The organism is Lysinibacillus sp. JK80, assembly GCF_027557635.1.
Lineage (GTDB): Bacteria > Bacillota > Bacilli > Bacillales_A > Planococcaceae > Lysinibacillus > Lysinibacillus capsici.
This window is the reverse complement of the sequence record NZ_CP058997.1, coordinates 4,075,072-4,095,120: the sequence shown is the minus strand read 5'-3', so window position 1 is coordinate 4,095,120 and position 20,049 is coordinate 4,075,072. Positions and strand designations below refer to the sequence as shown.

General features: G+C 36.7%; 21 protein-coding genes and 1 riboswitch. Of the genes, 15 read left to right on the top strand and 6 right to left on the bottom strand.

What is annotated here, in order from left to right; all coding sequences use genetic code 11:
- Positions 1–5 precede the first annotated feature (5 nt).
- Together HXV90_RS20535 and HXV90_RS20530 are read left to right on the top strand one after the other, a co-directional pair.
- Entirely contained in the window at positions 6–2,213 is a 2,208-nt protein-coding gene (locus tag HXV90_RS20535; RefSeq protein WP_269897911.1) for a YcdB/YcdC domain-containing protein, read from the top strand.
- Positions 2,214–2,318: 105 nt separating this feature from the next.
- Complete coding sequence (locus HXV90_RS20530; RefSeq protein WP_048394947.1) at positions 2,319–2,783, top strand: YusW family protein; 465 nt, start codon at positions 2,319–2,321, stop codon at positions 2,781–2,783.
- A 47-nt stretch (positions 2,784–2,830) separates the two neighbouring features.
- Here the strand turns inward: HXV90_RS20530 and HXV90_RS20525 are convergent, their stop codons facing one another.
- Complete coding sequence (locus tag HXV90_RS20525; protein ID WP_269897910.1) at positions 2,831–4,825, bottom strand: catalase; 1,995 nt, start codon at positions 4,823–4,825, stop codon at positions 2,831–2,833.
- 152 nt (positions 4,826–4,977) lie between these two features.
- Between HXV90_RS20525 and HXV90_RS20520 the strand changes: the two genes are divergently transcribed.
- The 6 genes from HXV90_RS20520 to HXV90_RS20495 all read left to right on the top strand — a co-directional run bounded on the left by HXV90_RS20520 (position 4,978) and on the right by HXV90_RS20495 (position 10,297).
- Positions 4,978–5,412: a MarR family winged helix-turn-helix transcriptional regulator gene (locus tag HXV90_RS20520; protein ID WP_004224400.1), complete on the top strand. Its 435-nt coding sequence runs from the start codon at positions 4,978–4,980 to the stop codon at positions 5,410–5,412.
- 50 nt (positions 5,413–5,462) lie between these two features.
- The gene (locus tag HXV90_RS20515; protein ID WP_048394949.1) at positions 5,463–6,446 is read left to right on the top strand and encodes a ring-cleaving dioxygenase; all 984 of its coding nucleotides are present in this window, start codon (positions 5,463–5,465) and stop codon (positions 6,444–6,446) included.
- Between the two features lie 70 nt (positions 6,447–6,516).
- The gene (locus HXV90_RS20510; RefSeq protein WP_004224402.1) at positions 6,517–7,134 is read left to right on the top strand and encodes a nitroreductase family protein; all 618 of its coding nucleotides are present in this window, start codon (positions 6,517–6,519) and stop codon (positions 7,132–7,134) included.
- 63 nt (positions 7,135–7,197) lie between these two features.
- Complete coding sequence (locus HXV90_RS20505; protein WP_048394950.1) at positions 7,198–7,740, top strand: NADPH-dependent FMN reductase; 543 nt, start codon at positions 7,198–7,200, stop codon at positions 7,738–7,740.
- Positions 7,741–8,223: 483 nt separating this feature from the next.
- Positions 8,224–9,618: a sensor histidine kinase gene (locus tag HXV90_RS20500; protein ID WP_269897909.1), complete on the top strand. Its 1,395-nt coding sequence runs from the start codon at positions 8,224–8,226 to the stop codon at positions 9,616–9,618.
- Entirely contained in the window at positions 9,596–10,297 is a 702-nt protein-coding gene (locus HXV90_RS20495; RefSeq protein ID WP_257962242.1) for a response regulator transcription factor, read from the top strand. The genes HXV90_RS20500 and HXV90_RS20495 overlap by 23 nt, the downstream gene beginning before the upstream one ends.
- A gap of 41 nt (positions 10,298–10,338) precedes the next feature.
- Here HXV90_RS20495 and HXV90_RS20490 read toward each other — a convergent pair whose 3' ends face one another.
- Complete coding sequence (locus HXV90_RS20490; protein ID WP_048394955.1) at positions 10,339–10,908, bottom strand: YdhK family protein; 570 nt, start codon at positions 10,906–10,908, stop codon at positions 10,339–10,341.
- Positions 10,909–11,011: 103 nt separating this feature from the next.
- Entirely contained in the window at positions 11,012–11,608 is a 597-nt protein-coding gene (locus tag HXV90_RS20485) for a biotin transporter BioY (protein ID WP_269897908.1), read from the bottom strand.
- A gap of 153 nt (positions 11,609–11,761) precedes the next feature.
- A riboswitch (cobalamin riboswitch) is annotated at positions 11,762–11,948 on the top strand.
- A gap of 146 nt (positions 11,949–12,094) precedes the next feature.
- Between HXV90_RS20485 and HXV90_RS20480 the strand changes: the two genes are divergently transcribed.
- The 3 genes from HXV90_RS20480 to dapF are packed head-to-tail and all read left to right on the top strand — an operon-like array spanning position 12,095 to position 14,848.
- The gene (locus HXV90_RS20480; protein WP_269897907.1) at positions 12,095–13,141 is read left to right on the top strand and encodes a FecCD family ABC transporter permease; all 1,047 of its coding nucleotides are present in this window, start codon (positions 12,095–12,097) and stop codon (positions 13,139–13,141) included.
- 5 nt (positions 13,142–13,146) lie between these two features.
- Positions 13,147–13,938 carry a heme ABC transporter ATP-binding protein gene (locus HXV90_RS20475; RefSeq protein WP_048394959.1) on the top strand — a complete coding sequence of 264 codons (792 nt, stop codon included), beginning with the start codon at positions 13,147–13,149 and terminating at the stop codon, positions 13,936–13,938.
- A 52-nt stretch (positions 13,939–13,990) separates the two neighbouring features.
- Positions 13,991–14,848, top strand: a complete 858-nt coding sequence (gene dapF, locus HXV90_RS20470) for a diaminopimelate epimerase (RefSeq protein ID WP_269897906.1) — start codon at positions 13,991–13,993, stop codon at positions 14,846–14,848.
- A gap of 81 nt (positions 14,849–14,929) precedes the next feature.
- On the opposite strand, the gene HXV90_RS20465 is transcribed toward dapF, so the two are convergent.
- The 3 genes from HXV90_RS20465 to HXV90_RS20455 form a co-directional block, all read right to left on the bottom strand.
- Positions 14,930–15,244 (bottom strand): DMT family transporter, encoded by a 315-nt coding sequence (locus HXV90_RS20465; protein ID WP_054548871.1) that lies wholly within the window; start codon positions 15,242–15,244, stop codon positions 14,930–14,932.
- On the bottom strand, positions 15,244–15,597 hold the full coding sequence (locus HXV90_RS20460) for a DMT family transporter (RefSeq protein WP_054548870.1): 354 nt from the start codon (positions 15,595–15,597) through the stop codon (positions 15,244–15,246). Before HXV90_RS20460 ends, HXV90_RS20465 begins: the two co-directional genes overlap by 1 nt.
- Before the next feature lie 74 nt (positions 15,598–15,671).
- Positions 15,672–16,250 (bottom strand): TetR/AcrR family transcriptional regulator, encoded by a 579-nt coding sequence (locus tag HXV90_RS20455; protein WP_048394966.1) that lies wholly within the window; start codon positions 16,248–16,250, stop codon positions 15,672–15,674.
- A gap of 181 nt (positions 16,251–16,431) precedes the next feature.
- Between HXV90_RS20455 and HXV90_RS20450 the strand changes: the two genes are divergently transcribed.
- The 4 genes from HXV90_RS20450 to HXV90_RS20435 all read left to right on the top strand — a co-directional run bounded on the left by HXV90_RS20450 (position 16,432) and on the right by HXV90_RS20435 (position 20,033).
- Positions 16,432–16,602 carry a hypothetical protein gene (locus HXV90_RS20450; protein WP_175400775.1) on the top strand — a complete coding sequence of 57 codons (171 nt, stop codon included), beginning with the start codon at positions 16,432–16,434 and terminating at the stop codon, positions 16,600–16,602.
- Positions 16,603–16,674: 72 nt separating this feature from the next.
- On the top strand, positions 16,675–17,841 hold the full coding sequence (locus tag HXV90_RS20445) for an endonuclease Q family protein (protein ID WP_269897905.1): 1,167 nt from the start codon (positions 16,675–16,677) through the stop codon (positions 17,839–17,841).
- A 109-nt stretch (positions 17,842–17,950) separates the two neighbouring features.
- Entirely contained in the window at positions 17,951–19,576 is a 1,626-nt protein-coding gene (locus HXV90_RS20440) for an S-layer homology domain-containing protein (protein ID WP_269897904.1), read from the top strand.
- Between the two features lie 88 nt (positions 19,577–19,664).
- Positions 19,665–20,033: an ion channel gene (locus tag HXV90_RS20435; protein ID WP_048394973.1), complete on the top strand. Its 369-nt coding sequence runs from the start codon at positions 19,665–19,667 to the stop codon at positions 20,031–20,033.
- Positions 20,034–20,049 lie beyond the last annotated feature (16 nt).

Genomic DNA, 20,049 nt, shown 5'->3' with positions numbered 1-20,049 from the left:
ATATTTTGGGTAAATTTAAAAAGTTAGGTATTATTTTAACAACTACTGCATTTTCTGTTGGTATTCTAGCACCCGTTTCACAAGCTTCTGCAAATGTGAAAGAACCTTCAGAGCGTATTGCAATACAGTTGGCTGCCTCAGAGACGAAAGTGACAAAAGGTATGCTAATTAACAAATTACGTGCACTATTCCCTGAAGAGTTCAAATTTGTAGCTGATAATGAGTTTAATTCTGGAGGCGGTCATTTCTTTAGAGATGATACAACGGTCCGTTATGATTTGAACTTCCATAAAACGGTAAATGGTAAAGATGTATATGGTGGTTTTACATTTAAAGGTGAAGATTTAGAGTTAGAACATTTCTATTATCAGCCAGCTAATATCGCTGAAGCAGTATATCCCGCAAAATATTCAGAGACTGAAGCAAAAAAAATTGCAGATGACTTCCTAAGAAAATTTGCGAAAATAGAGAACTATAAACTCCGTGAAGATGGCTTCGGTTATTACAATGACATTAATCGTCCATTATCACAACCAATTACCTACTCATTTGTTTATTCACCAACCTATAATGGAGTGCTTATTGGCGATCAAAGTATCACTATAGATGTTCTTGCTAATGGTCAAATAACAGGAATGTATAAAAATACAGAATCAATTGGTAAAGCAACCTTTGATAGCTCAAGCCAGAAAAAAAATGAGGAAGAAATTGTTGCACAAGTACGTGATAACTTAGCAGTTGAACTTCGTTATTACGTTGACTATTTTAGCGATCAACGTAATGTGAAGCTTGTCTATATGCCAGCAACAGGATTTAATGGTGTACATGCTTTAACAGGTCAATGGCAAACAACGAATGGCTTCTCTACACAAGTTCCAAAGACGAAAAGCGCTGAGAAAATATCCTCACAGCAATTACCACCAAGAAAAAGCGGTATGACAGTAGCAGAGGTTGAGGAATTCGCTAAAAATTTATTAAAAGTCGATGAAGACAAGGCAAAGCTCACTATTGATATGGTTGACGAAAGAGAAAATGACAATGGTGAAACGGTTTATACAGTAAATTACATGTATATGTACAATAATGGCGGGTCTGGTACCTCTTTAGAAATTAATAAGGCAACAGGCGATATCGTGCAGTATCACGATATTATGAGAGATTTTATCAACACTGACAAAACAACTACCCTCTCTAAGGATGCGGCATTAGCAAAGGCTGTTGAATACTTAAAGCAATGGGCTCCATCCTATTTACATGAGTATTCGATGCCAATTGATAATCCTGTACATGATGATTATAGTAAAGATTATTACTTCTCCTTCCCACGCATCGTAAACGGGATTGCGGTTGTTGGAGATGAAATAAACGTAGGTATTGGCTCTGATGGATCATTACGTTCTTTGAATGTTAATAAACAAAAGATTAATAACTGGCCTTCTCTTAGTCAAGTAATCTCTGCTGATAAAGCAAAAGAAGCCTATAGTAAGGCCCTTACATTACAACTACAATATGTAAAGCAGGATACTGAAGGTAAACAACATTATGATCTAGTCTATGCTCCAACTTACAACGGTAGCTTAGTTAATCAAATTGATGCAATTACTGGTGAATGGTTGTATGAGGTAGATGGCTCAAAAGAAAAGCAATCTATTTCACACCCAACAGCAGCCAATGAATTAAATTATCTTCTACATCAAAATGTATTAGAGATAAAAGATATAGCAAACTTTAATGCTGATGCTGCTGTGACAAAGGGAGAAGCATTAAAGATTCTACTAAAATCTTTAACATATGGCCATTTTGGTAGTGGCGATGGTGAAAAGCAAACCTTCAGCAATATCGATAAAAACCATCCATTATATGGAGTGGTTGAACAAGCTGTAAGAATGGGAATTTTACAGCCAGCAAACCAATTCGCTTTGGATGAAACATTGACTCGTCAAGAGCTAGCAGTATGGGCTGTTAAAGCAATGCAATTGGAGAATGTTGCAAAGTATAAGGATATTTACAAATTAAACTTTGCGGATGCAGCTTCTATTGATCCAGCGTATACAGGCTATATAGCAATAGCAAATGGGATGGGGCTGATTGATACACAGCAAAATAACTTTAATGCTACCAAGAGTGTGTCATATGCCGATTTGGCTGTGTCAACAGTTCGTTTAGCAAAAGCTATTCAAGAAAATAAAGTGGATCGTAACTTCTATTATTAAGTCGCATTCCATGAAAAGGGTATCTCCTTATTTGTAGGAGATGCCCTTTTTAGGTTAGTTTGTAGAAGAATGGGGAAATAATATGTAAAGAAAGGAGTGAATAAATTGAAATTGAAATTTATTTTAGTGATTTCTTTAATGACTGTTATTCTTTACGGCTGTAATAAGGATGAGGTAAAAGATGTGCCTGCAAATGCTCCAGCAGATCAGAATGCTACTCAACAGACGGGTGAGACGCCAACTGACCAAGTGACATTTAATTTTTTAGAGTTTTCTTTAGATGTTGATTACTCTGCAACGGAGTCTTATGAGGTAGAATATGAGGATAAAAAAACAGGAATAGAAGCAAAATTAGAAGATGATCGAAAAAATGAAAAACTGCAGGGCGATGAAGCTTATACTAAATTAGAGCCGTTATTTAAGCAGTTGAATTTTGATTCTACAACATCTAATGATGAAGTGATTGATCAAGTAATCAAAGTATTTAATATTGAAGATAACTATCAATCCATTGAAGTGGATGTCGAATTTGTAGACGGCAATGAAAAGGAATTTAAACGAATTAAATAATAAAAACAAGCCAGCTAGCTGATTTAATCAGTTAGCTGGCTTTACATTCATTTACATTCTCGTACCCAATGTCGATGTTTAGCAAGGGCATGAACAAAAGATTTTGGATCGGTTGCAACCCCATGTTTATTGGCTATATGCTGTAAAAATAAAACATTTTCCGTATAACCTATTGTTTTACAGTGCTGATAGGCTTGTTCAATAAACTGTTCTGCTTTTGCTTGTTCATAGGAATTCTGAAAGGCTCCTGTAACATAAACCCCATCATAAAGAACTGAGGAGGTAGTAGCAAATGTTTCGTGAATTTCATAACCGCTTACTATGCCTTGTTTATTACTTACTAGTTCAACTACGATATCTTCACTTAAAAATGTAGCAATAAGTTCATTTAATTTTTCACTACTATTTTCTGTAACAATTACAGCTACTTTATTAGATTTGACACTTTCCTTTGCATTGATTACTTGGCTAACAGCAGGAGAAGTTTGTTGAATATGTGGTACTTCCACTTCTACAGGTGGAACTATACCAATACGTTCAGCGATAGCTGAAGCAAGTGAGTAACTGACATGAGCATACATGTCTACAACTTGTTTTCGAATCGCTTTATTTTTTACTTTGCCAAGTTCAAAGCTAAAGGCATCAATAATATGCTTTTTCTCAATATCTGACATACTAAGCCAGAATAATCTTGCTTGAGAAAAATGGTCTTTAAAGCTCTCACTACGTACACGTACTTTATGCCCTTCAACTTTTTCTTCATAATGCTTATATCCACCATCTGCTTCAGAAACAGGATGTGGTGTATTATTGGCTAAGGAATTTTTATGGTAGCTAACTTGTCCTACATTAATAGTTTGTCGGCCATAGCCATCTCGTTGGTTATTATGAAATGGACAGATTGGTTTATTAATAGGAAGCTCATGGAAATTAGGTCCTCCCAGTCGTATTAACTGTGTATCGGTGTAGGAGAATAAACGACCTTGTAATAAAGGATCATTTGAAAAATCAATGCCAGGCACAACATGCCCGACATGGAATGCGGCTTGTTCCGTTTCTGCAAAAAAATTATCCACATTTTTATTCAAGGTCATTTTCCCAAGAATGCGTACTGGAATTTCTTCTTCAGGCCATATTTTCGTGGCATCAAGAATATCGAAGCTAAATTTGAATTCATCTTCAACGGGAATAAGTTGCACACCAAGCTCCCACTCTGGGAAATACCCACGTTCAATGGATTCCCATAAATCTCTGCGGTGAAAATCGGGATCTTTTCCAGCAATGATTTGTGCTTCATCCCATACTAATGATTTTACCCCAAGTACAGGTTTCCAATGAAATTTAACAAAGTGGGCTTTTCCTTCGGCATTGATAAAGCGATAAGTATTAACACCAAAGCCCTCCATCATTCGATAGCTTCGTGGAATCGATCTATCTGACATATGCCACATAACCATATGAGCAGACTCCTGATTATTTGCAATGAAATCCCAAAAAGTATCATGGGCACTTTGTGCTTGTGGTATTTCGTTATTTGGTTCGGGCTTTACAGCGTGTACAAAATCGGGGAATTTAATAGCATCTTGAATAAAAAATACTGGTATGTTATTTCCAACTAAATCATAATTGCCCTCTTGTGTATAAAACTTAGTAGCAAAGCCGCGTGCATCACGAACAGTATCTGCAGAGCCTTTAGACCCGGCAACGGTAGAGAAGCGGACAAAAACAGGGGTTTTAGTGCCTTTTCCATTTAAAAATTGAGCCTTTGTAATATCACTTGCGCATTCATATGTTTCAAAAATTCCATGAGCGGCTGAGCCACGTGCGTGTACTACTCGTTCAGGAATTCGTTCATGGTCAAAGTGAGTCATTTTTTCACGGAAATGAAAATCCTCTAGTAAAGTGGGTCCTCGCTCACCTGCTTTTAGTGAATGTTCATCTTCCGATATTTTTAATCCTTGATTGGTTGTGAGAGGTTGATCTTTATCACTTACTCGGAATGCTTCTAGCTGTTGTTGTTTTTGATTGACATCTTTTTTCATTTAGAATCCTCCTTTATAAGTTACAACTACCTTCTACCCGAACGAAAAGATGGCAAACATAAAGAAACAAATTGTTTGCTGTTTAAAAATGTATATGTTATTATTATCTCGAATTAGAGATAATTAAATTCGAAGTAAAAAGAGGGAGTCGTATGAAGCAAAACAATCGTAACTTAAAAGCATTTACGGTCTTGTTCCGAGCATATCAAACGATTCAAGATGCAACTAGAAGAGATTTACTTCAATTCGATTTAAATCAAACTGAATTTTCGGTTCTTGAATTTTTGTATCACCATGGAGAACAACCAGTTCAAATGATTGGTAAAAAAATATTAATTGCAAGCAGTAGTATTACTTATGTGATTGATAAGCTCGAGCAAAAGGGCTATGTGTACCGTAAGGCATGTCCAAGAGATCGTCGTGTTACGTACGTATTACTAACGCTTGAGGGACAGGTTTTGATGGAGGAAATATTCCCTAAGCATGAACAGAAAATAAATGAGATATTTGAAGTATTGGAAGCCCAGGAGCTGGACAACATGATTTTATCACTTAAAAAAGTTGGCAAGAACGCCACTAACCAATAAAAAAATTTAAATATATATCTCGATATCGAGATATATAGGAGGAGCATACTATGAATCATTTAAAAGGTGTACACCATGTAACGGCTATCACAAGTAGTGCTGAAGAAAATTATAAATTCTTTACCTATGTTTTAGGAATGCGCTTAATAAAGAAAACAGTGAATCAGGATGACATTCAAACATACCATTTATTCTTTGCAGATGATAAGGGTAGTGCGGGTACAGATATGACGTTCTTTGATTTCCCTAATATCCCAAAAGGTGTACATGGTACAAATGAAATTTCAAAGACTTCTTTCCGTGTACCAACGGATGCTGCTTTAGATTATTGGATAAAGCGCTTTGACCGTTTAAATGTGAAGCATACAGGTATGAAAGAACAGTTTGGTAAAAAAACACTATCTTTCGTAGATTTTGATGATCAGCACTATCAGTTAATTTCTGATGAGCACAATACAGGTGTGGCGGCAGGTACGCCTTGGCAGAATGGCCCCATCCCACTTGAGTATGCCATTACAGGTTTAGGACCAGTTTTTGTCCGTGTCGCTAATTTTAAATACTTTAAGGATGTTTTAGAAAAGGTAATGCTTTTTACAGAGATTGCAGATGAAGGGGACTTCCATTTATTTGAAGTAGGCGAGGGAGGAAATGGCGCCCAGATTATTGTCGAGCACAACACAGTGTTACCCGTTGCTCGTCAAGGTTTTGGTACTGTTCACCATGCTGCCTTTCGTGTAGAGGATCGTTCGGTATTAGATGAATGGACTGCACGTTTCGAAAGTTTTGGTTTCCACACTTCTGGCTATGTAAATCGTCATTTCTTTGAATCATTGTATGCACGAGTAGCTCCGCAGATTTTATTTGAATTGGCTACAGATGGTCCAGGATTTATGGGCGATGAACCATATGAAACATTAGGAGAAAAACTGTCATTACCACCATTTTTAGAACCAAAACGTGAACAGATTGAAAGTCTTGTTCGTCCGATTGACACTGTAAGAAGTTCCATTATGTTCGATAAAGAATATGAGTAACACAATTTCATCCAGTTGGGAAAGCAAAGCCCCACTGGATGTATACATAACTGTATTGGGGGATAAAAAAATGGAATTTTCCAAGCTGATTGATAAGCGTCGCTCTGCTAATAATTTTATCAAGGACGTTAAAATGACTGAAGAAGATATACGCCCTATTTTGGAGGATGTTAAGCTTGCCCCTTCAGCATTTAACTTACAGCATGCTAATTATATTGTTGTGCTGGATGAGGATATGAAAGAAAAGGTGAGAGAGGCAGCATATGGTCAATATAAAGTACATTCAGCTTCAGGTGTAATTCTTGTACTAGGTGACAAGGAAGCATATAAAAATACTGCTGAGTTAAGTCAGGGCATGGTGGATTTAGGCATAATTACAGCGGGTGAACTAGAGGATATTGTAGCAGAGAATACAAGATTTTATGAGGATCGCGGTGAAGGATTCATGAAAGATGAAGCCATTCGTAATGCTTCTCTGTCTGCAATGTTATTCATGCTAGCTGCGAAAAATCGTGGTTGGGACACTTGCCCAATGATTGGCTTTGATAATCAGAAAATGCGTGAGCTTTTCAATGTGCCAGAAACACATGAAATAGCCTTAATGATTACTATTGGGAAAGAAAAAGAAAGCAGTCGTCGATTACGTGGGTATCGCAAGCCAGTTGAAGAATTTGCCATTTATTATTGAAATGGTATAAAATACAATAGCTATACAAATACTATGAATAATATACATTTAGGAGGAAACATCATGAAAGTAGTAGCAATCGTAGGTAGTATCCGTAAAGAATCTTATAATATGCAATTAGCTCAATTTATTCAAAAACGTTATACAGAAAAGTTAGATCTTGAAGTATTAAGCTTAAAGGACCTACCAATGTATAATCAAGATATTGAAAATGAGGCTCCACAAGCAGTTCTTGATTTTAAAGCAAAAGTAAAAGCTGCAGACGCTGTACTTTGGGTTACACCAGAATATAATGGTACAGTTCCTGGGGTTATGGTAAATGCTATTGATTGGCTATCTCGTGTAGATAAAGTAATGATTGGCAAACCATCTATCATTATGGGTGCATCAATGGGGAATTTAGGTACTGTAAAAGCACAATTACATTTACGTGATATTTTATTCTCTCCAGGCATTAACTCACCATTACTTAGCGGTAATGACGTTTATATTGGTGCTGTTCACACTAAATTTGATGAAGAAGGCAATTTAACTGATGAAGGTACAGTGAAATTCCTTGACGTAGTTATTGATAATTTCTTAAGTTGGGCAAAAAAATACGTTTAATTAAAATCTAACCCATAAGTATACAATATACTTATGGGTTATGTTGTTGGAAAAAAGAGGATGTCACTAGCGAAAAAAGCCCTTTTGTTAAGGCGAATGGTTGATTTCGGTTCCGCTAGCGTCCGATGAGCGCTTCCCTCAATTCCGTTCCTCTAGGATCTACTCTGTGACGCTAGCTCCTCTCTAATCAACCATACATCAAGAGATTATTTTTCATATTAGCAGTAACGGATAAAATAGCCCATTAGAGAAAGGATAGGCACTTGGAGAAGTGATTAGTTACCCATAAAATCTTTGCTAAGATGGTAATTCTTGTGAAACAGCAAGCCTTTTTCATACAAATTCTAATGAATGTTCAATAGTATGACCCATAGGTATACAATATACTTATGGGCATTTTTTGTTTGGAAAGATGCTACTTCTGCATGAAATCTTCACACTTTCAAGATATACTTTTAAGAAATTCTAAAATGGTGGTTATGGATGAGAAAATTATCATTAAAGCTGGGCATTATCTTCTTCATCACATTGTTTTGTATTGAAACCTTTATGATGTTTTTTTTGCATGTTTCCCTGACGAATTCTAGAGTGGAAGAGGAACTAGAGCGTTTACAAGCGATAGGAAATTCACATCGTACTATATTAGAACAGAACTTCAATAATGAAACACTAGCACATGTCGTTCTTATGGAATCAGAAGCAAGTACAGATGTCGTGGTGACTGACCATTTCGGGACAATCCTTGCATCCTCACAGCCACATCAAGAAATCAGTGATCTGATTCGTGAAATAGAGGGGGAAATACCTTATGAAGGAAGGGTTTTACAAGACAATTGGCAAGAAGTTAAAGCAATTGCGACTATAAGCCCTATTCAAAATCAGCAAGGAACGATTGGCTATGTATTTATGTTTCAAAATACCGATTCCATCCATGCATTAATGAAACGGCTGAATAAGCATTTTCTCATCGTGGGTATTGTATCTGGTCTAGTCAGTATTGCAGTCATTGTTGTTCTATCTCGTAAGCTGGCTAAGCCACTTATTCAAATGAAAGAGGCTACATTGAAAATGAGTAAGGGTGATTTTACAGTTGCTCTTTCTACGAATGGAAAAGATGAGCTTGGGGATTTATCAAATGCTATCCAGCTTTTATCCAATGATTTAAATCATCTAAGGCAAGAGCGTAAGGAGTTTTTATCAAGTATTGCACATGAGCTTCGTACACCGCTAACTTTTATTAAAGGCTATACAGACATTCTTGCTAAACGGGATTTAACAGGGCAAGATCGTCAAAAGTATTTAGCTATTATAATAGAAGAAACAAATAGACTTTCTAGATTAATCAAAGATTTATTTGATTTAGCGAAAATGGATGAAAACTCATTTGTAATTGAAAAACATTGCTTACATTTAGAGCCGTTTTTTACAAGCATTGAAGAAAAATTAAGTCCCGCTTTTCAAGATAAAGGTATCTATTTAGTTGTACGTTGTGATAATGGCTTAACACTATGTGCAGATGAAGCAAGACTTGAGCAAATTCTGATTAATCTATTAAATAATGCATTAATCTATTGTGCACCAGGAGATATGACTACAGTCACTGTAAAACAAGACAGTGGAATTTTAAGCATCATCGTTGAAGACACAGGGAAAGGAATTCCAAAGAAGGATTTACCGTATATTTTTGATCGGTTTTATCGAGTGGAAAAATCACGTAGTCGTGCTTTAGGTGGATCTGGACTTGGGCTTGCTATTGTCAAGGAGCTTGTACAAGCACATGGGGGAGAAATAAAGGTTAGAAGTGAAATAAATAAAGGGACTACTTTTGAATTATCATTTAAAGGAGTAGAAACGAATGAAAACGATTTTATGCATTGATGATGAACCAAGAATGTTAGATTTATTAACCCTTTATTTGGAACCACTATTTATTTGTAGAGCAATGTCTTCTATACAAGAGGCATTGGATTTTTTAGAAGAAGAGCATGTGGATTTAGTTCTTTTGGATATTATGATGCCAGAGATGGATGGGTGGCAGGTTTGCCAGGAAATTAGGAAGTTTTGGGATGTTCCTATCATTATGCTTACTGCAAAAGGAGAACACGCTGATATTGTAAAAGGTTTAAATCTTGGTGCTGATGACTACGTTTTAAAGCCTTTTGATGAGGAAGAATTGTTAGCACGCATACATGCTGTATTAAGAAGAACGATATCTGAAGAAAAAGTGATTAACTTTGAAGGGCTTTGTTTAGATAGAGAGTCCTTTGAAGTATATTTTCAACATAAGGCAATTCCATTAACACCAAAGGAATTTGCCATGCTCGCCCTATTTTTAGATTATCAAAATAGAGCATTTTCTAGGGAACACCTTATACATGCCGTTTGGGGATATGATGTAACGATTGAAGATCGTACCATTGATTCACATGTACGTAATTTACGAGAAAAATTAAGAAAAAGTGGTTTTCCGGCGGATGATTACTTGCAAACCGTTTGGGGCATTGGCTATAAATGGCATAAGTCTGCAAAGAGAAAGCAAATGGAACATAAAAGCTAGAAATTAACCTCTACCAGAATTGAAGGTAGAGGTTATTTCTATTATTTTGGACTAAGCTCTTCTTCTGTTACCCATTTATGATTTGTTACAGCTTCACCACTTGTAGTGGAAGTATAATCAACCATATATACAGTTGTTTGCACAGCCTCGTCAATAAGGACAGTTGCATTTTCCATACCTTCCATATGTGTTGCGTCCGTTTTTACTTCTGTTCCAGGAGCCAGTGGTGCTTCTTGTGGGTCAATTAATTCTTCATGAATTACCCACTTATGCTTTTCTATTCGCTTTCCACCAGATGTAGGCTCATAGGAAATAACATAGGCAGTTGTAGTATAGGCACCTACTATTGTTGCTTCGGCCCCTTTCATACCTTCCATATGTCCATCTGTAATAATGGCTGTGCTTCCTATAGGAAATTTCGGATTTTCAGCTTTTTTTAACGTTACTGGTACTTCGCCAGAACTTGAATGGTTCATTGTAGAATGATCCATTTCTTCAGCAGCTTCATTAGAAGTGGACGCAGGTTTTGTTTGATCCTCTGTACAAGCCGATAAACTAATTAGAGCGACTACTGATAATAGTCCGACTGACCATCTTTTATTGAATTTCATATGATATCCTCCTCACTATGTGCTCCTAATGTAGCAAATAAATGTGCAGAAACGATGGATATAACCTATGAAAAACATTTCTTTAGTCTGGCGGGGAGATATGCTATTGAATGGGCATGATCTTCAATGTTTTTTGTAATCTATGGGCGAAGATACCAGCAAAAATAGCTAAAATAATATCTTTTGGTAGTGGAGGAATCATCCAAAGCCAAACGAGCTTATATGAAAAATTCTCTGGCGCACTTGCCCATAGCTTATAGGCAAAAAACATCCAATTTGTTCCTATCAAATAATTTATAGCCGTTGCTACCAAAGCAGCTACGATAAAACTTTTCTTTGTTCCGCTTCGTTCTACGATCAACCCCGCAACAAATGCCGCAAATATAAATGTAATAATAAACCCAAAGGTAGGGCTTAAAATTTGGCCAATTCCACCACCGAAACGAGCAAAGACAGGAGCTCCTGCCAATCCTACGCACATATAAATTGTGCAGGCGAGCGCACCTTTTCTACTACCAAGAATAAGCCCTGCTAAAATTGCAAAGAAGGTTTGAAGCGTAATGGGTACACCACCAACTACCATAAAAGGTGCAAAGGAAGTGATATTAGCACCCACCATCATTAACGTTGTAAATAATCCAATGTAGGTAATGTCAACAGTTCTTAACTTATGGTGACTATGTTGTGTAACAGTTGCCATGATTTCACCTCGTTTTATAAGTTATTACTGCTAGTGTAAAAAACGAATGTATTTGTGTCAACCTTATTATTTAAATAAGTTAACTCAATTGTTGGATTAAATTGAAGTAGACTATCTATCTATAAAAATGTATGATAGAACCGTCACAATTTTATAACTTCAAATACTATTGGTGTGACATTTTGAATGTCACTTAAAAGGGAAGTCGGTGGAAGTCCGACGCTGTCCCGCAACTGTAACGAGGAATCCTATAATATGATTTGCCACTGTTTAAGAATGGGAAGGCAATTATAGGATAGTGAATCGAAGCCAGGAGACCTGCCATTTAGTAATACCTGTAATGCCCACGAGGATGCAAGCAATTACGGACAATAGCTGGATATTTTTCTGACTTTGTTTAATCTTGGGTATTTCTATGCGCATTTTCGCATGGGATACCTTTTTTTATTGCTTCATTCATCAATATTCAGTAGGAGTTTAAAACAGATGAATAAAAAATTTATGTTATTTTCCTTCGTACTTTTCATGGTATTAATTGTTTCAATGACCTTTGCTGTAATGGTTGGCTCAGTTTCAGTTACACCGTTATATGTATGGAAAGTTATTCTTTCTAAAATTCCTTTTATACAAAATTCGATCGAGCAAGATTGGAGTCGCTCTCAGGAAATCATCATCTGGCAAATAAGAGCACCTCGTGTTTTGCTAGCTGTGATAGTAGGAGCGGGGTTAGCTATTGCAGGGGCAGCCATTCAGGCACTAGTACGTAATTCTATTGCAGACCCGTATATTCTAGGGATTTCTTCAGGGGCAGCTGTCGGAGCTACTTCTGTGATTATTTTAGGAGCCTTTTCATTTTTAGGTATTTACGCTCTTTCAGTATCCGCATTCCTTGGTTCATTACTTGCCATTGCACTTGTCTTTTTCTTATCACGTGTTGGGGGACGTGTCTCTATTTTCCGCTTGCTATTGGCAGGCATGGCTGTGTCCTTTATCTTAACGGCTATCTCTAACTTTATTTTAATGATGTCAAAGCAAGAAGGGGCCTTAAAGGCTGTTATGTTTTGGATGCTAGGTAGTTTAGCTGGAGCCAAATGGAATAATATTGTGATTCCAGCTTTCGTATTTTTTATTGTATTTGGGCTACTGTGGCTACACTATCGCAATTTAAATTTATTATTACTAGGAGAAGAGGCGGCAGTGACATTAGGCGTTAATCTTCAGCAATTCCGTATTCAGTTAATACTACTAGTATCTCTATTAACAGGTGTGCTTGTCGCAGTTAGTGGTTCTATAGGATTTGTGGGATTGATTATTCCCCATATTGTGCGTTTAATTGTGGGCTCAAACTATAAATACGTAATACCTATCAGTGCTTTAATAGGTGGAATATTCTTAGTGTGGGCAGATGCTTTTGCTCGAATTATTATTGCTCCTCAGGAAATGCCAATTGGTATTATTACAGCTTTTTGTGGAGGACCATTTTTCATTTGGCTTCTCCGTCGTAACAACTATTCTTTCGGTGAAGGAGATTAACTTCCATGACATTAGAAGCGAAAAAAGTATCATTCTCCATTTACGATCAGCGTATACTGCATGATGTAAGCATTCAAATAAAAGAAAAGCAATTTGTTGGATTAATTGGTCCTAATGGGAGCGGAAAATCTACATTGTTAAAAAATATGTATCGTCTCCTAAAACCTGAAAGTGGATCGGTAGTATTAAATGAGCAAGATATATTAAAGCAATCAAGTAAAGCAATTGCGAAAAATTTGGCTGTTGTAAGCCAAGAGACACCCGTATTATTTGATTTCACTGTGCATGATTTAGTCAGTATGGGAAGAACCCCACATAAAAAGCTGTTAGAGCTTGATCAAGAGAAAGATTTTCAAATTGTTAAAGAGGCTCTTAGACAAACGGGCATATCGCATTTAGAGAAACGAAGCTTTAGTTCGCTTTCTGGTGGCGAGAAAAAACGTGTCATGGTTGCAAGGGCACTCGCTCAACAAGCACAGATATTAATATTAGATGAGCCGACGAATCATTTAGATATTCAACATCAACTTCAACTTATGGATTTAATTCAGACTTTGCATTTAACCGTAGTAGCAGCTTTACATGATTTGAATATTGCTGCTATGTATTGCGATCAAATTTACGTTTTACAGCAAGGGCGAATAGTTTGTCATGGTACACCAGAGGAAGTACTTACGCCAACAGTGCTGCAAGATGTATTTGGTGTTTTTGCGGATATTCAAATACATCCAATGACAGGGAAGCCGTATCTTACATATGTTCCTGAACAGTTCACGAAGGGGTTTAGCCAAATATAGAAAAGTTTCATCTTCTATTAGATACATAAAACATCCTTTAAGGAGTGACTGTATGCAAATAGCCTTTACGAAAATGCATGGTATTGGCAACAGCTATATCTATCTTGATCTTTTCCAACATGATTACAAGGAAGATATCTTTTGTGAATTGGCTCAAAAAATGGCCAATGTCCATACTGGTATTGGCTCAGATGGATTGATTATTATCCAACCCTCTAAAATTGCTGACTGTGGTATGCGTGTATTTAATAAAGATGGATCTGAGGGGACAAATTGTGGTAACGGTCTTCGCTGTGTTGCTAAGTATATTTTTGAACGTCATATTGTACGACAAGAGCTAATTACGATTGAAACGAAATCCGGGATTATGCTGGCACAGGTAGTGGTGCAAGACAATCGTGTAATAGAAGTGATTGTCGATATGGGCAAACCTCTCTTATTGCGCAAAGACATTCCGATGTTAGGAAACCCAAATGAGCTTGTCATCAATGAGATATTTCCTTTACCCCAACACTCTCTTTTGGTAACAGCTTTGTTTTTGGGCAATCCGAATACTGTAGTTTTTGTGAATGCGATCGAGCAAGCACCATTAAGAACATTAGGCGGTATTATAGCAAACGATATGAGATTTCCTTATCGTTGCAATGTTGAGTTTGTAGAGGTTGTTCATGAGAAGGCATTAAAATGCTGCGTTTGGGAACGAGGTTCGGGTATAACAGAGGCATGTGGGACAGGTGCTTGTGCAGCGGTAGTGGCTGCTATATTAAATGGTTTTTGTCAGAAGGAAGAAGAGATAGTAGTCCAACTTAGGGGCGGTGACTTAGTCATTCGATGGGCTGACAATGACCATATCTGGATGCGTGGACCTGCAGAATTTATAGCGGATGGTATTTATGAATTTTTATCTTAATTACTCCCATTTCATGCCATTTTAAATAAATGAATACAGGACGCCTCCGATTTAAGAGTGGCGTCCTATATTGTAAAGCCATTAAGATACTGCTTTTAAGCCTGCTACACCTATGATAATTGCTATGATACTGATAATACGTGATAGATTTTTAGATTCGCCAAAGAAAATGATATTTACGAGTACAGCTCCAACAGTACCAATTCCTACCCAAACAACATAGGCAATGCTTAACTGCAAATAGTTGAAGGATGCATATAAAAGGGCAAAAGACACACCAAAACCACCAATATATAACATTAAGTTTCGTAATGTTTTATGCTGACTATAGAAGCGTAAGCCAACCACACCTATAATTTCAGACAATGCAGCTAAGATAATAAGTACCCAACCCATTATACATTCTCTCCTTTCGTTTGCACCTGCTCTTTAGAGGAATTATCCGCTAATTTTAGACCAATCACACCTAATAATAAAATAATCATGAACAGTCCTTTAATGGCATTAAATTCTCCTTCGAAAATGAAAATATCCATTAATGTGGTACCGATTGCACCTGCTCCAGCGAAAATAGCGTAGACTGTACCAGTAGGTAAGCTCTCACAAGCCTTCGATAAGAAATGAAAATCTATAGCAATGATTGTCACAATAATTATCCAATGCCACCATGAGCTTGCTACGTTAAAGCCAAATACCCAAAGCAATTCAAATAAACTTGTTAAAACGACGTACATCCATTCTTTTTTCATCAATAAAATCCTTTCTATTAGGTAATACAATGACTGACATTCAGTCATTTTCGAGGTAAAAGAGAACGTCACTTTTATGGGTGACGTAGGCCAAGTGCGTGAGATAGGAAGTCTATAAGCTCAAGCTTGAGCAATTTCATTGTTTCGTCCTTGCTATCATCAAATAAATAAATTTGTTCAGCAGCAGATTCAATTAGACCAATCATCAGTTTAGCAGAACGTGTTGGGTCAATTGAATCACGTATCATTCCCTGTTGCTGGCCAGATAATAAGAAATGACTCATCCAGTCATAATAGGGTGCATATATATTTTCCCATTCTTTTAAATGCTCAGTTTGCGCAATACCTGCATAAATAAGTGCAACGATATCTCCATAATCTTTCGTGATTAAGAAAACCATTTCCACAACCTCTTCAAGTTGCTGTTCAAAGGGCTTATGACTTGAAATACCTTCATCTAAGGTAGCAATAATTCTTTCTACCATATTTTTTGCAATAGCAGGCATAACAGAAAGGCGTGATGGGAAATAAAGATAAAATGTTCCTTGAGCGATCCCAGCAGCTTTAACGATATCTGAAACTTTTGTTTTTTCTATACCTTTTTCTCGAAAAACCTCAATGGCAGCTTGAATAATTTTTTCTTCTTTTGACATGCAATCCCTCACTTTTGCCTTACTTAATTATTATGTTATAGAATAAGAAAAATAATGTCAATAAAAATGACTGATTATCAGTCATTTTTATTATCCAATGTTCGTTTGTAATTCCACAATTATGCGAAGGAGTATATTTTCTATATTTCGGGGAATTGTATAATTGAAAGGATTGATGACCATGAAAGAAATTAAGTTTGCACAATTAGACCCGCAGCAACTAGAAAAAATTAATGAGCTTGAAGAAAAGATTGGTGTAACATTAGTTGCCTATGATGCTTCCTCCACACCATCACACGGTTCCGGCGCTTTTGAGTCAAATAATAGCACTACTACAAATCATCCATCATAATGAAGTGAGAAATGCCTTGCAGTAATGTAAGGTATTTTCGTTTTATAGAATGTATTTAAAGGAGTGTTTGAATTGAATGAATTCTATGCTGATTTACATATTCATATTGGACGTACTTCTAGTGGAAGGGCAGTGAAAATTACTGGCAGTAAAACGTTAACATTAGCACGAATTTTAGAGACGGCTAGTGCAAGAAAGGGATTAGACATCATTGGGATCATTGACTGTCACTCACCTGAAGTAATCGAAGAAATGGTGAGGATGATTGAACACGGAGAACTACAAGAACTTAAAGAAGGTGGTCTGCGATTTCAGGAAACCACTTTAATTCCCGGATCAGAGATCGAAATTTATGATCAACATTGTCAGGGTCCTATTCATGTGCTTGCTTACTTTCCTACACTAGAGCTCATGAAGCTGTTCTCAGAATGGATGTCACAACATATGAAGAATATCCATTTAAGTTCACAGCGTATTTATTGTGATGGTCAGACCTTGCAGCAAAAGGTACATGAATTGGGAGGTATTTTTATTCCTGCACATGTATTTACACCATTTAAAAGCTTGTTTGGCAAAGGGGTTCGTCGAAGTTTAACTGAAGTCTTTGATCCGCAGCTTATTGATGGTATTGAATTAGGTTTAAGCTCTGATACAAATATGGTAAGTCATATTAAAGAATTACAAGCATATACATTCGTTAGCAATTCTGATGCACATTCGCTTGGGAAATTAGCACGAGAGTATCAAAAGTTACGATTAGCAGAAGCGAATTTTACAGAATTAAAAATGGCCCTGCATGAGCAAGAGGGACGAGCGATAATAGCCAATTATGGCCTAAACCCTTTGCTTGGCAAATATCATCAAACAGTTTGTGCAAAATGTAGTCAACAGCTAAGTAAAGAGGCTACCATTTGTACAGAATGTGGGAGTACTCAAATTATAAAGGGAGTAGCTACCCGTATACAAGAGCTATCTGAAGACTTTCCCGATAAACGAAATAGACCACCTTATATTCATCAGATACCACTTGATTTCATTCCAGGTATTGGTCCTAAAATGATGGAACGTTTAATCGAAGCATTTGGTACAGAAATGAATATTTTGCATCGTGTAACAATCGACCAGCTTGAACAAATTGTGCCACATAAACTAGCCCATTTAATCGATTTAGCGAGAACGGGTCAATTAGCCATTGAAGTTGGTGGTGGTGGGATTTATGGAAAGATACAGGTTAATTAGATAAAAAATGAAATGTTTCAAAAAGATTGTTGTAATTTAACCTATTTTTATCGTTCCTCTAGTAAAATAGTGAAAATAACGACTATTTTATAAGTAGAGGAGAGAGTAAATGCGATTATCAAAGAAATTTCGTTTTTTAGCTTCAAGTGTATTGGCTTTGCAATTAGCTATACCTGTAGCAGCTAGTGCAGAAGAAGGACAGGGTGACCATATAGCACCAAGTTGGGTTGTACAAACCGATTATGTGGCACTTGGTGATTCATTAGCACATGGAATGAATGAAGTAGGTGTAATTGGATTAGGCTATACCGATTTTATTGCACAGGCATTACAGCAAGACGGCTTCCTTACTTCCTTTAATAAGGGCTTTGCTATGTCAGGCTACACAACTAAAAATGTTTTAGCTGATCTACAAAATGATGTTGCAAAAACAGTGACTGGTTTTGGCTATACAGACGAACAGGCAAAGTTACGGGCTTCTATTAAAGAAGCTGAAATCATCACATTAACAGCTGGGGCAAATGATCTATTGCCAATATTAAAAGAATCTCAAGCAACGGGAATTGACACTGTGGCTATCATAAAAGCTACTAAAGAAGCTGTATCGAACATTGCTACTATTCTATCTGAAATCAAAAAGATTAATCCACAAGCTGAAGTATATGTAATGGGCTATTATAATTCCTTCCCATACTATAGTGAGAACTTACAAAAACAATTTAATTTGTTATTAGCTACATTGAATGCAACAATTAAAACAACTACTGAAAAAGCGGGCGCTATTTTTGTTCCTACATATGATGTTGTTGCAAAGGATGTTGCCAACTATCTACCAAACCCTGAAAATATTCATTTAAGTGAAGCTGGTTATTTAGCAGTAGCAAATGAAGCATTTTTACCAATCATTAAAACAAGCTCTTTATGGGATGTCACGCAGGCTATTGGAGTAGAGGTAAAAGATCGTACAACTGTTAAGGTTAGCTGGCAAGAAGCGACAGATAATGTAGGCGTAGCAAATTACCTTGTCTATGTGAATGGAAAATTAACTTCAACATTAAATGCTGACACTACTACAATTACGCTCAAAGATTTAATAGAAAATACAACCTACAATGTATCTATCAAAGCAATTGATGCTGCTGGTAATGAAAGTGTTCAAAATCCTACAGTAACTTTCACTACGAAAGGAACAGTTAGCTTTACAGATACACAGAATCATTGGGCAAAAGATTATATTCAAACAGCTGCAAATATAGGTATAATGAACGGCTATACTGATGGGACATTTAGACCTGAGAGTAGTGTAACACGTGCCCAAGCTGCAGCTATTCTTGTAAGAAGCCTTGGCTTAACTACAGAAGAAAAAGCACCATTTACTGATATCGAAAATTATGATGCAGCAACACAGGCAGAAATTGCGGCAGCATATGTACATGGTCTTATTAAAGGAACAGATAGGAAATTTAAGCCTGGACACCCTGTGACACGCGCTCAATTAGCTTTAATGATTCATCGCGCTTATGAACAGCAATCTAATCAGCCGTATATTGCAAAAGGTAATGTGCCATTTGTAGATGTCGCTTCATATAATGCAGAAACCAAACGTGCAATCACAATGCTGTATGAATTAGGAATCGTGACAGGGGATGGAGGGAAATTTTCACCTGAGGCTGTCACAACAAGAGGTCAAGCAGCTAAAATATTTACCAATCTTAGTCAGCTACTCATTCAATAATCATTAAAAGGTAGGGGGATTGTCTCCTCTACCTTTTGATGTTTTCGTAAAAAACGAAGTATAGTCTATCTAAATAAAGGAGAATGGGATGCTGTCATTTATATTATCTGCTAAAAGATTAGGAAAAGGACTGTGGAGGTCCTTTAAACGTCCACAGTTCCTATCATTATTTACTACACTATTTTTAATCATTCTATCAGGAACTCTATTCTACAAGGGGACAGAAGGATGGTACTGGTTGGATGCCATGTATTTTGCTGTAGTGAGCTTAATTCCAACTGGAGTCGAAACAGGACTATATCCAACAACGGCTTATTCTAAAGTATTTACAATGATTTATTTAATTGTTGGTACAGGAGTAATGTTTATCATGTTATTAATGCTGGGACGCTCTATCGTAGATTTTTCTCTGAATGAAGAAGAAAAAGAAGAGGTTAAAAAACGTTTGAAAAAGTAAAATAGCAGTACAATGA

Coding starts and splice junctions, on each gene's coding strand:
- HXV90_RS20525 (WP_269897910.1), bottom strand. CDS start 4,825: ATGAAAAAAGATGTCAATCAAAAACAACAACAGCTAGAAGCATTCCGA.
- HXV90_RS20520 (WP_004224400.1), top strand. CDS start 4,978: ATGAAGCAAAACAATCGTAACTTAAAAGCATTTACGGTCTTGTTCCGA.
- HXV90_RS20515 (WP_048394949.1), top strand. CDS start 5,463: ATGAATCATTTAAAAGGTGTACACCATGTAACGGCTATCACAAGTAGT.
- HXV90_RS20510 (WP_004224402.1), top strand. CDS start 6,517: ATGGAATTTTCCAAGCTGATTGATAAGCGTCGCTCTGCTAATAATTTT.
- HXV90_RS20505 (WP_048394950.1), top strand. CDS start 7,198: ATGAAAGTAGTAGCAATCGTAGGTAGTATCCGTAAAGAATCTTATAAT.
- HXV90_RS20500 (WP_269897909.1), top strand. CDS start 8,224: ATGAGAAAATTATCATTAAAGCTGGGCATTATCTTCTTCATCACATTG.
- HXV90_RS20495 (WP_257962242.1), top strand. CDS start 9,596: ATGAAAACGATTTTATGCATTGATGATGAACCAAGAATGTTAGATTTA.
- HXV90_RS20490 (WP_048394955.1), bottom strand. CDS start 10,908: ATGAAATTCAATAAAAGATGGTCAGTCGGACTATTATCAGTAGTCGCT.
- HXV90_RS20485 (WP_269897908.1), bottom strand. CDS start 11,608: ATGGCAACTGTTACACAACATAGTCACCATAAGTTAAGAACTGTTGAC.
- HXV90_RS20480 (WP_269897907.1), top strand. CDS start 12,095: ATGAATAAAAAATTTATGTTATTTTCCTTCGTACTTTTCATGGTATTA.
- HXV90_RS20475 (WP_048394959.1), top strand. CDS start 13,147: ATGACATTAGAAGCGAAAAAAGTATCATTCTCCATTTACGATCAGCGT.
- dapF (WP_269897906.1), top strand. CDS start 13,991: ATGCAAATAGCCTTTACGAAAATGCATGGTATTGGCAACAGCTATATC.
- HXV90_RS20465 (WP_054548871.1), bottom strand. CDS start 15,244: ATGGGTTGGGTACTTATTATCTTAGCTGCATTGTCTGAAATTATAGGT.
- HXV90_RS20460 (WP_054548870.1), bottom strand. CDS start 15,597: ATGAAAAAAGAATGGATGTACGTCGTTTTAACAAGTTTATTTGAATTG.
- HXV90_RS20455 (WP_048394966.1), bottom strand. CDS start 16,250: ATGTCAAAAGAAGAAAAAATTATTCAAGCTGCCATTGAGGTTTTTCGA.
- HXV90_RS20450 (WP_175400775.1), top strand. CDS start 16,432: ATGAAAGAAATTAAGTTTGCACAATTAGACCCGCAGCAACTAGAAAAA.
- HXV90_RS20440 (WP_269897904.1), top strand. CDS start 17,951: ATGCGATTATCAAAGAAATTTCGTTTTTTAGCTTCAAGTGTATTGGCT.
- HXV90_RS20435 (WP_048394973.1), top strand. CDS start 19,665: ATGCTGTCATTTATATTATCTGCTAAAAGATTAGGAAAAGGACTGTGG.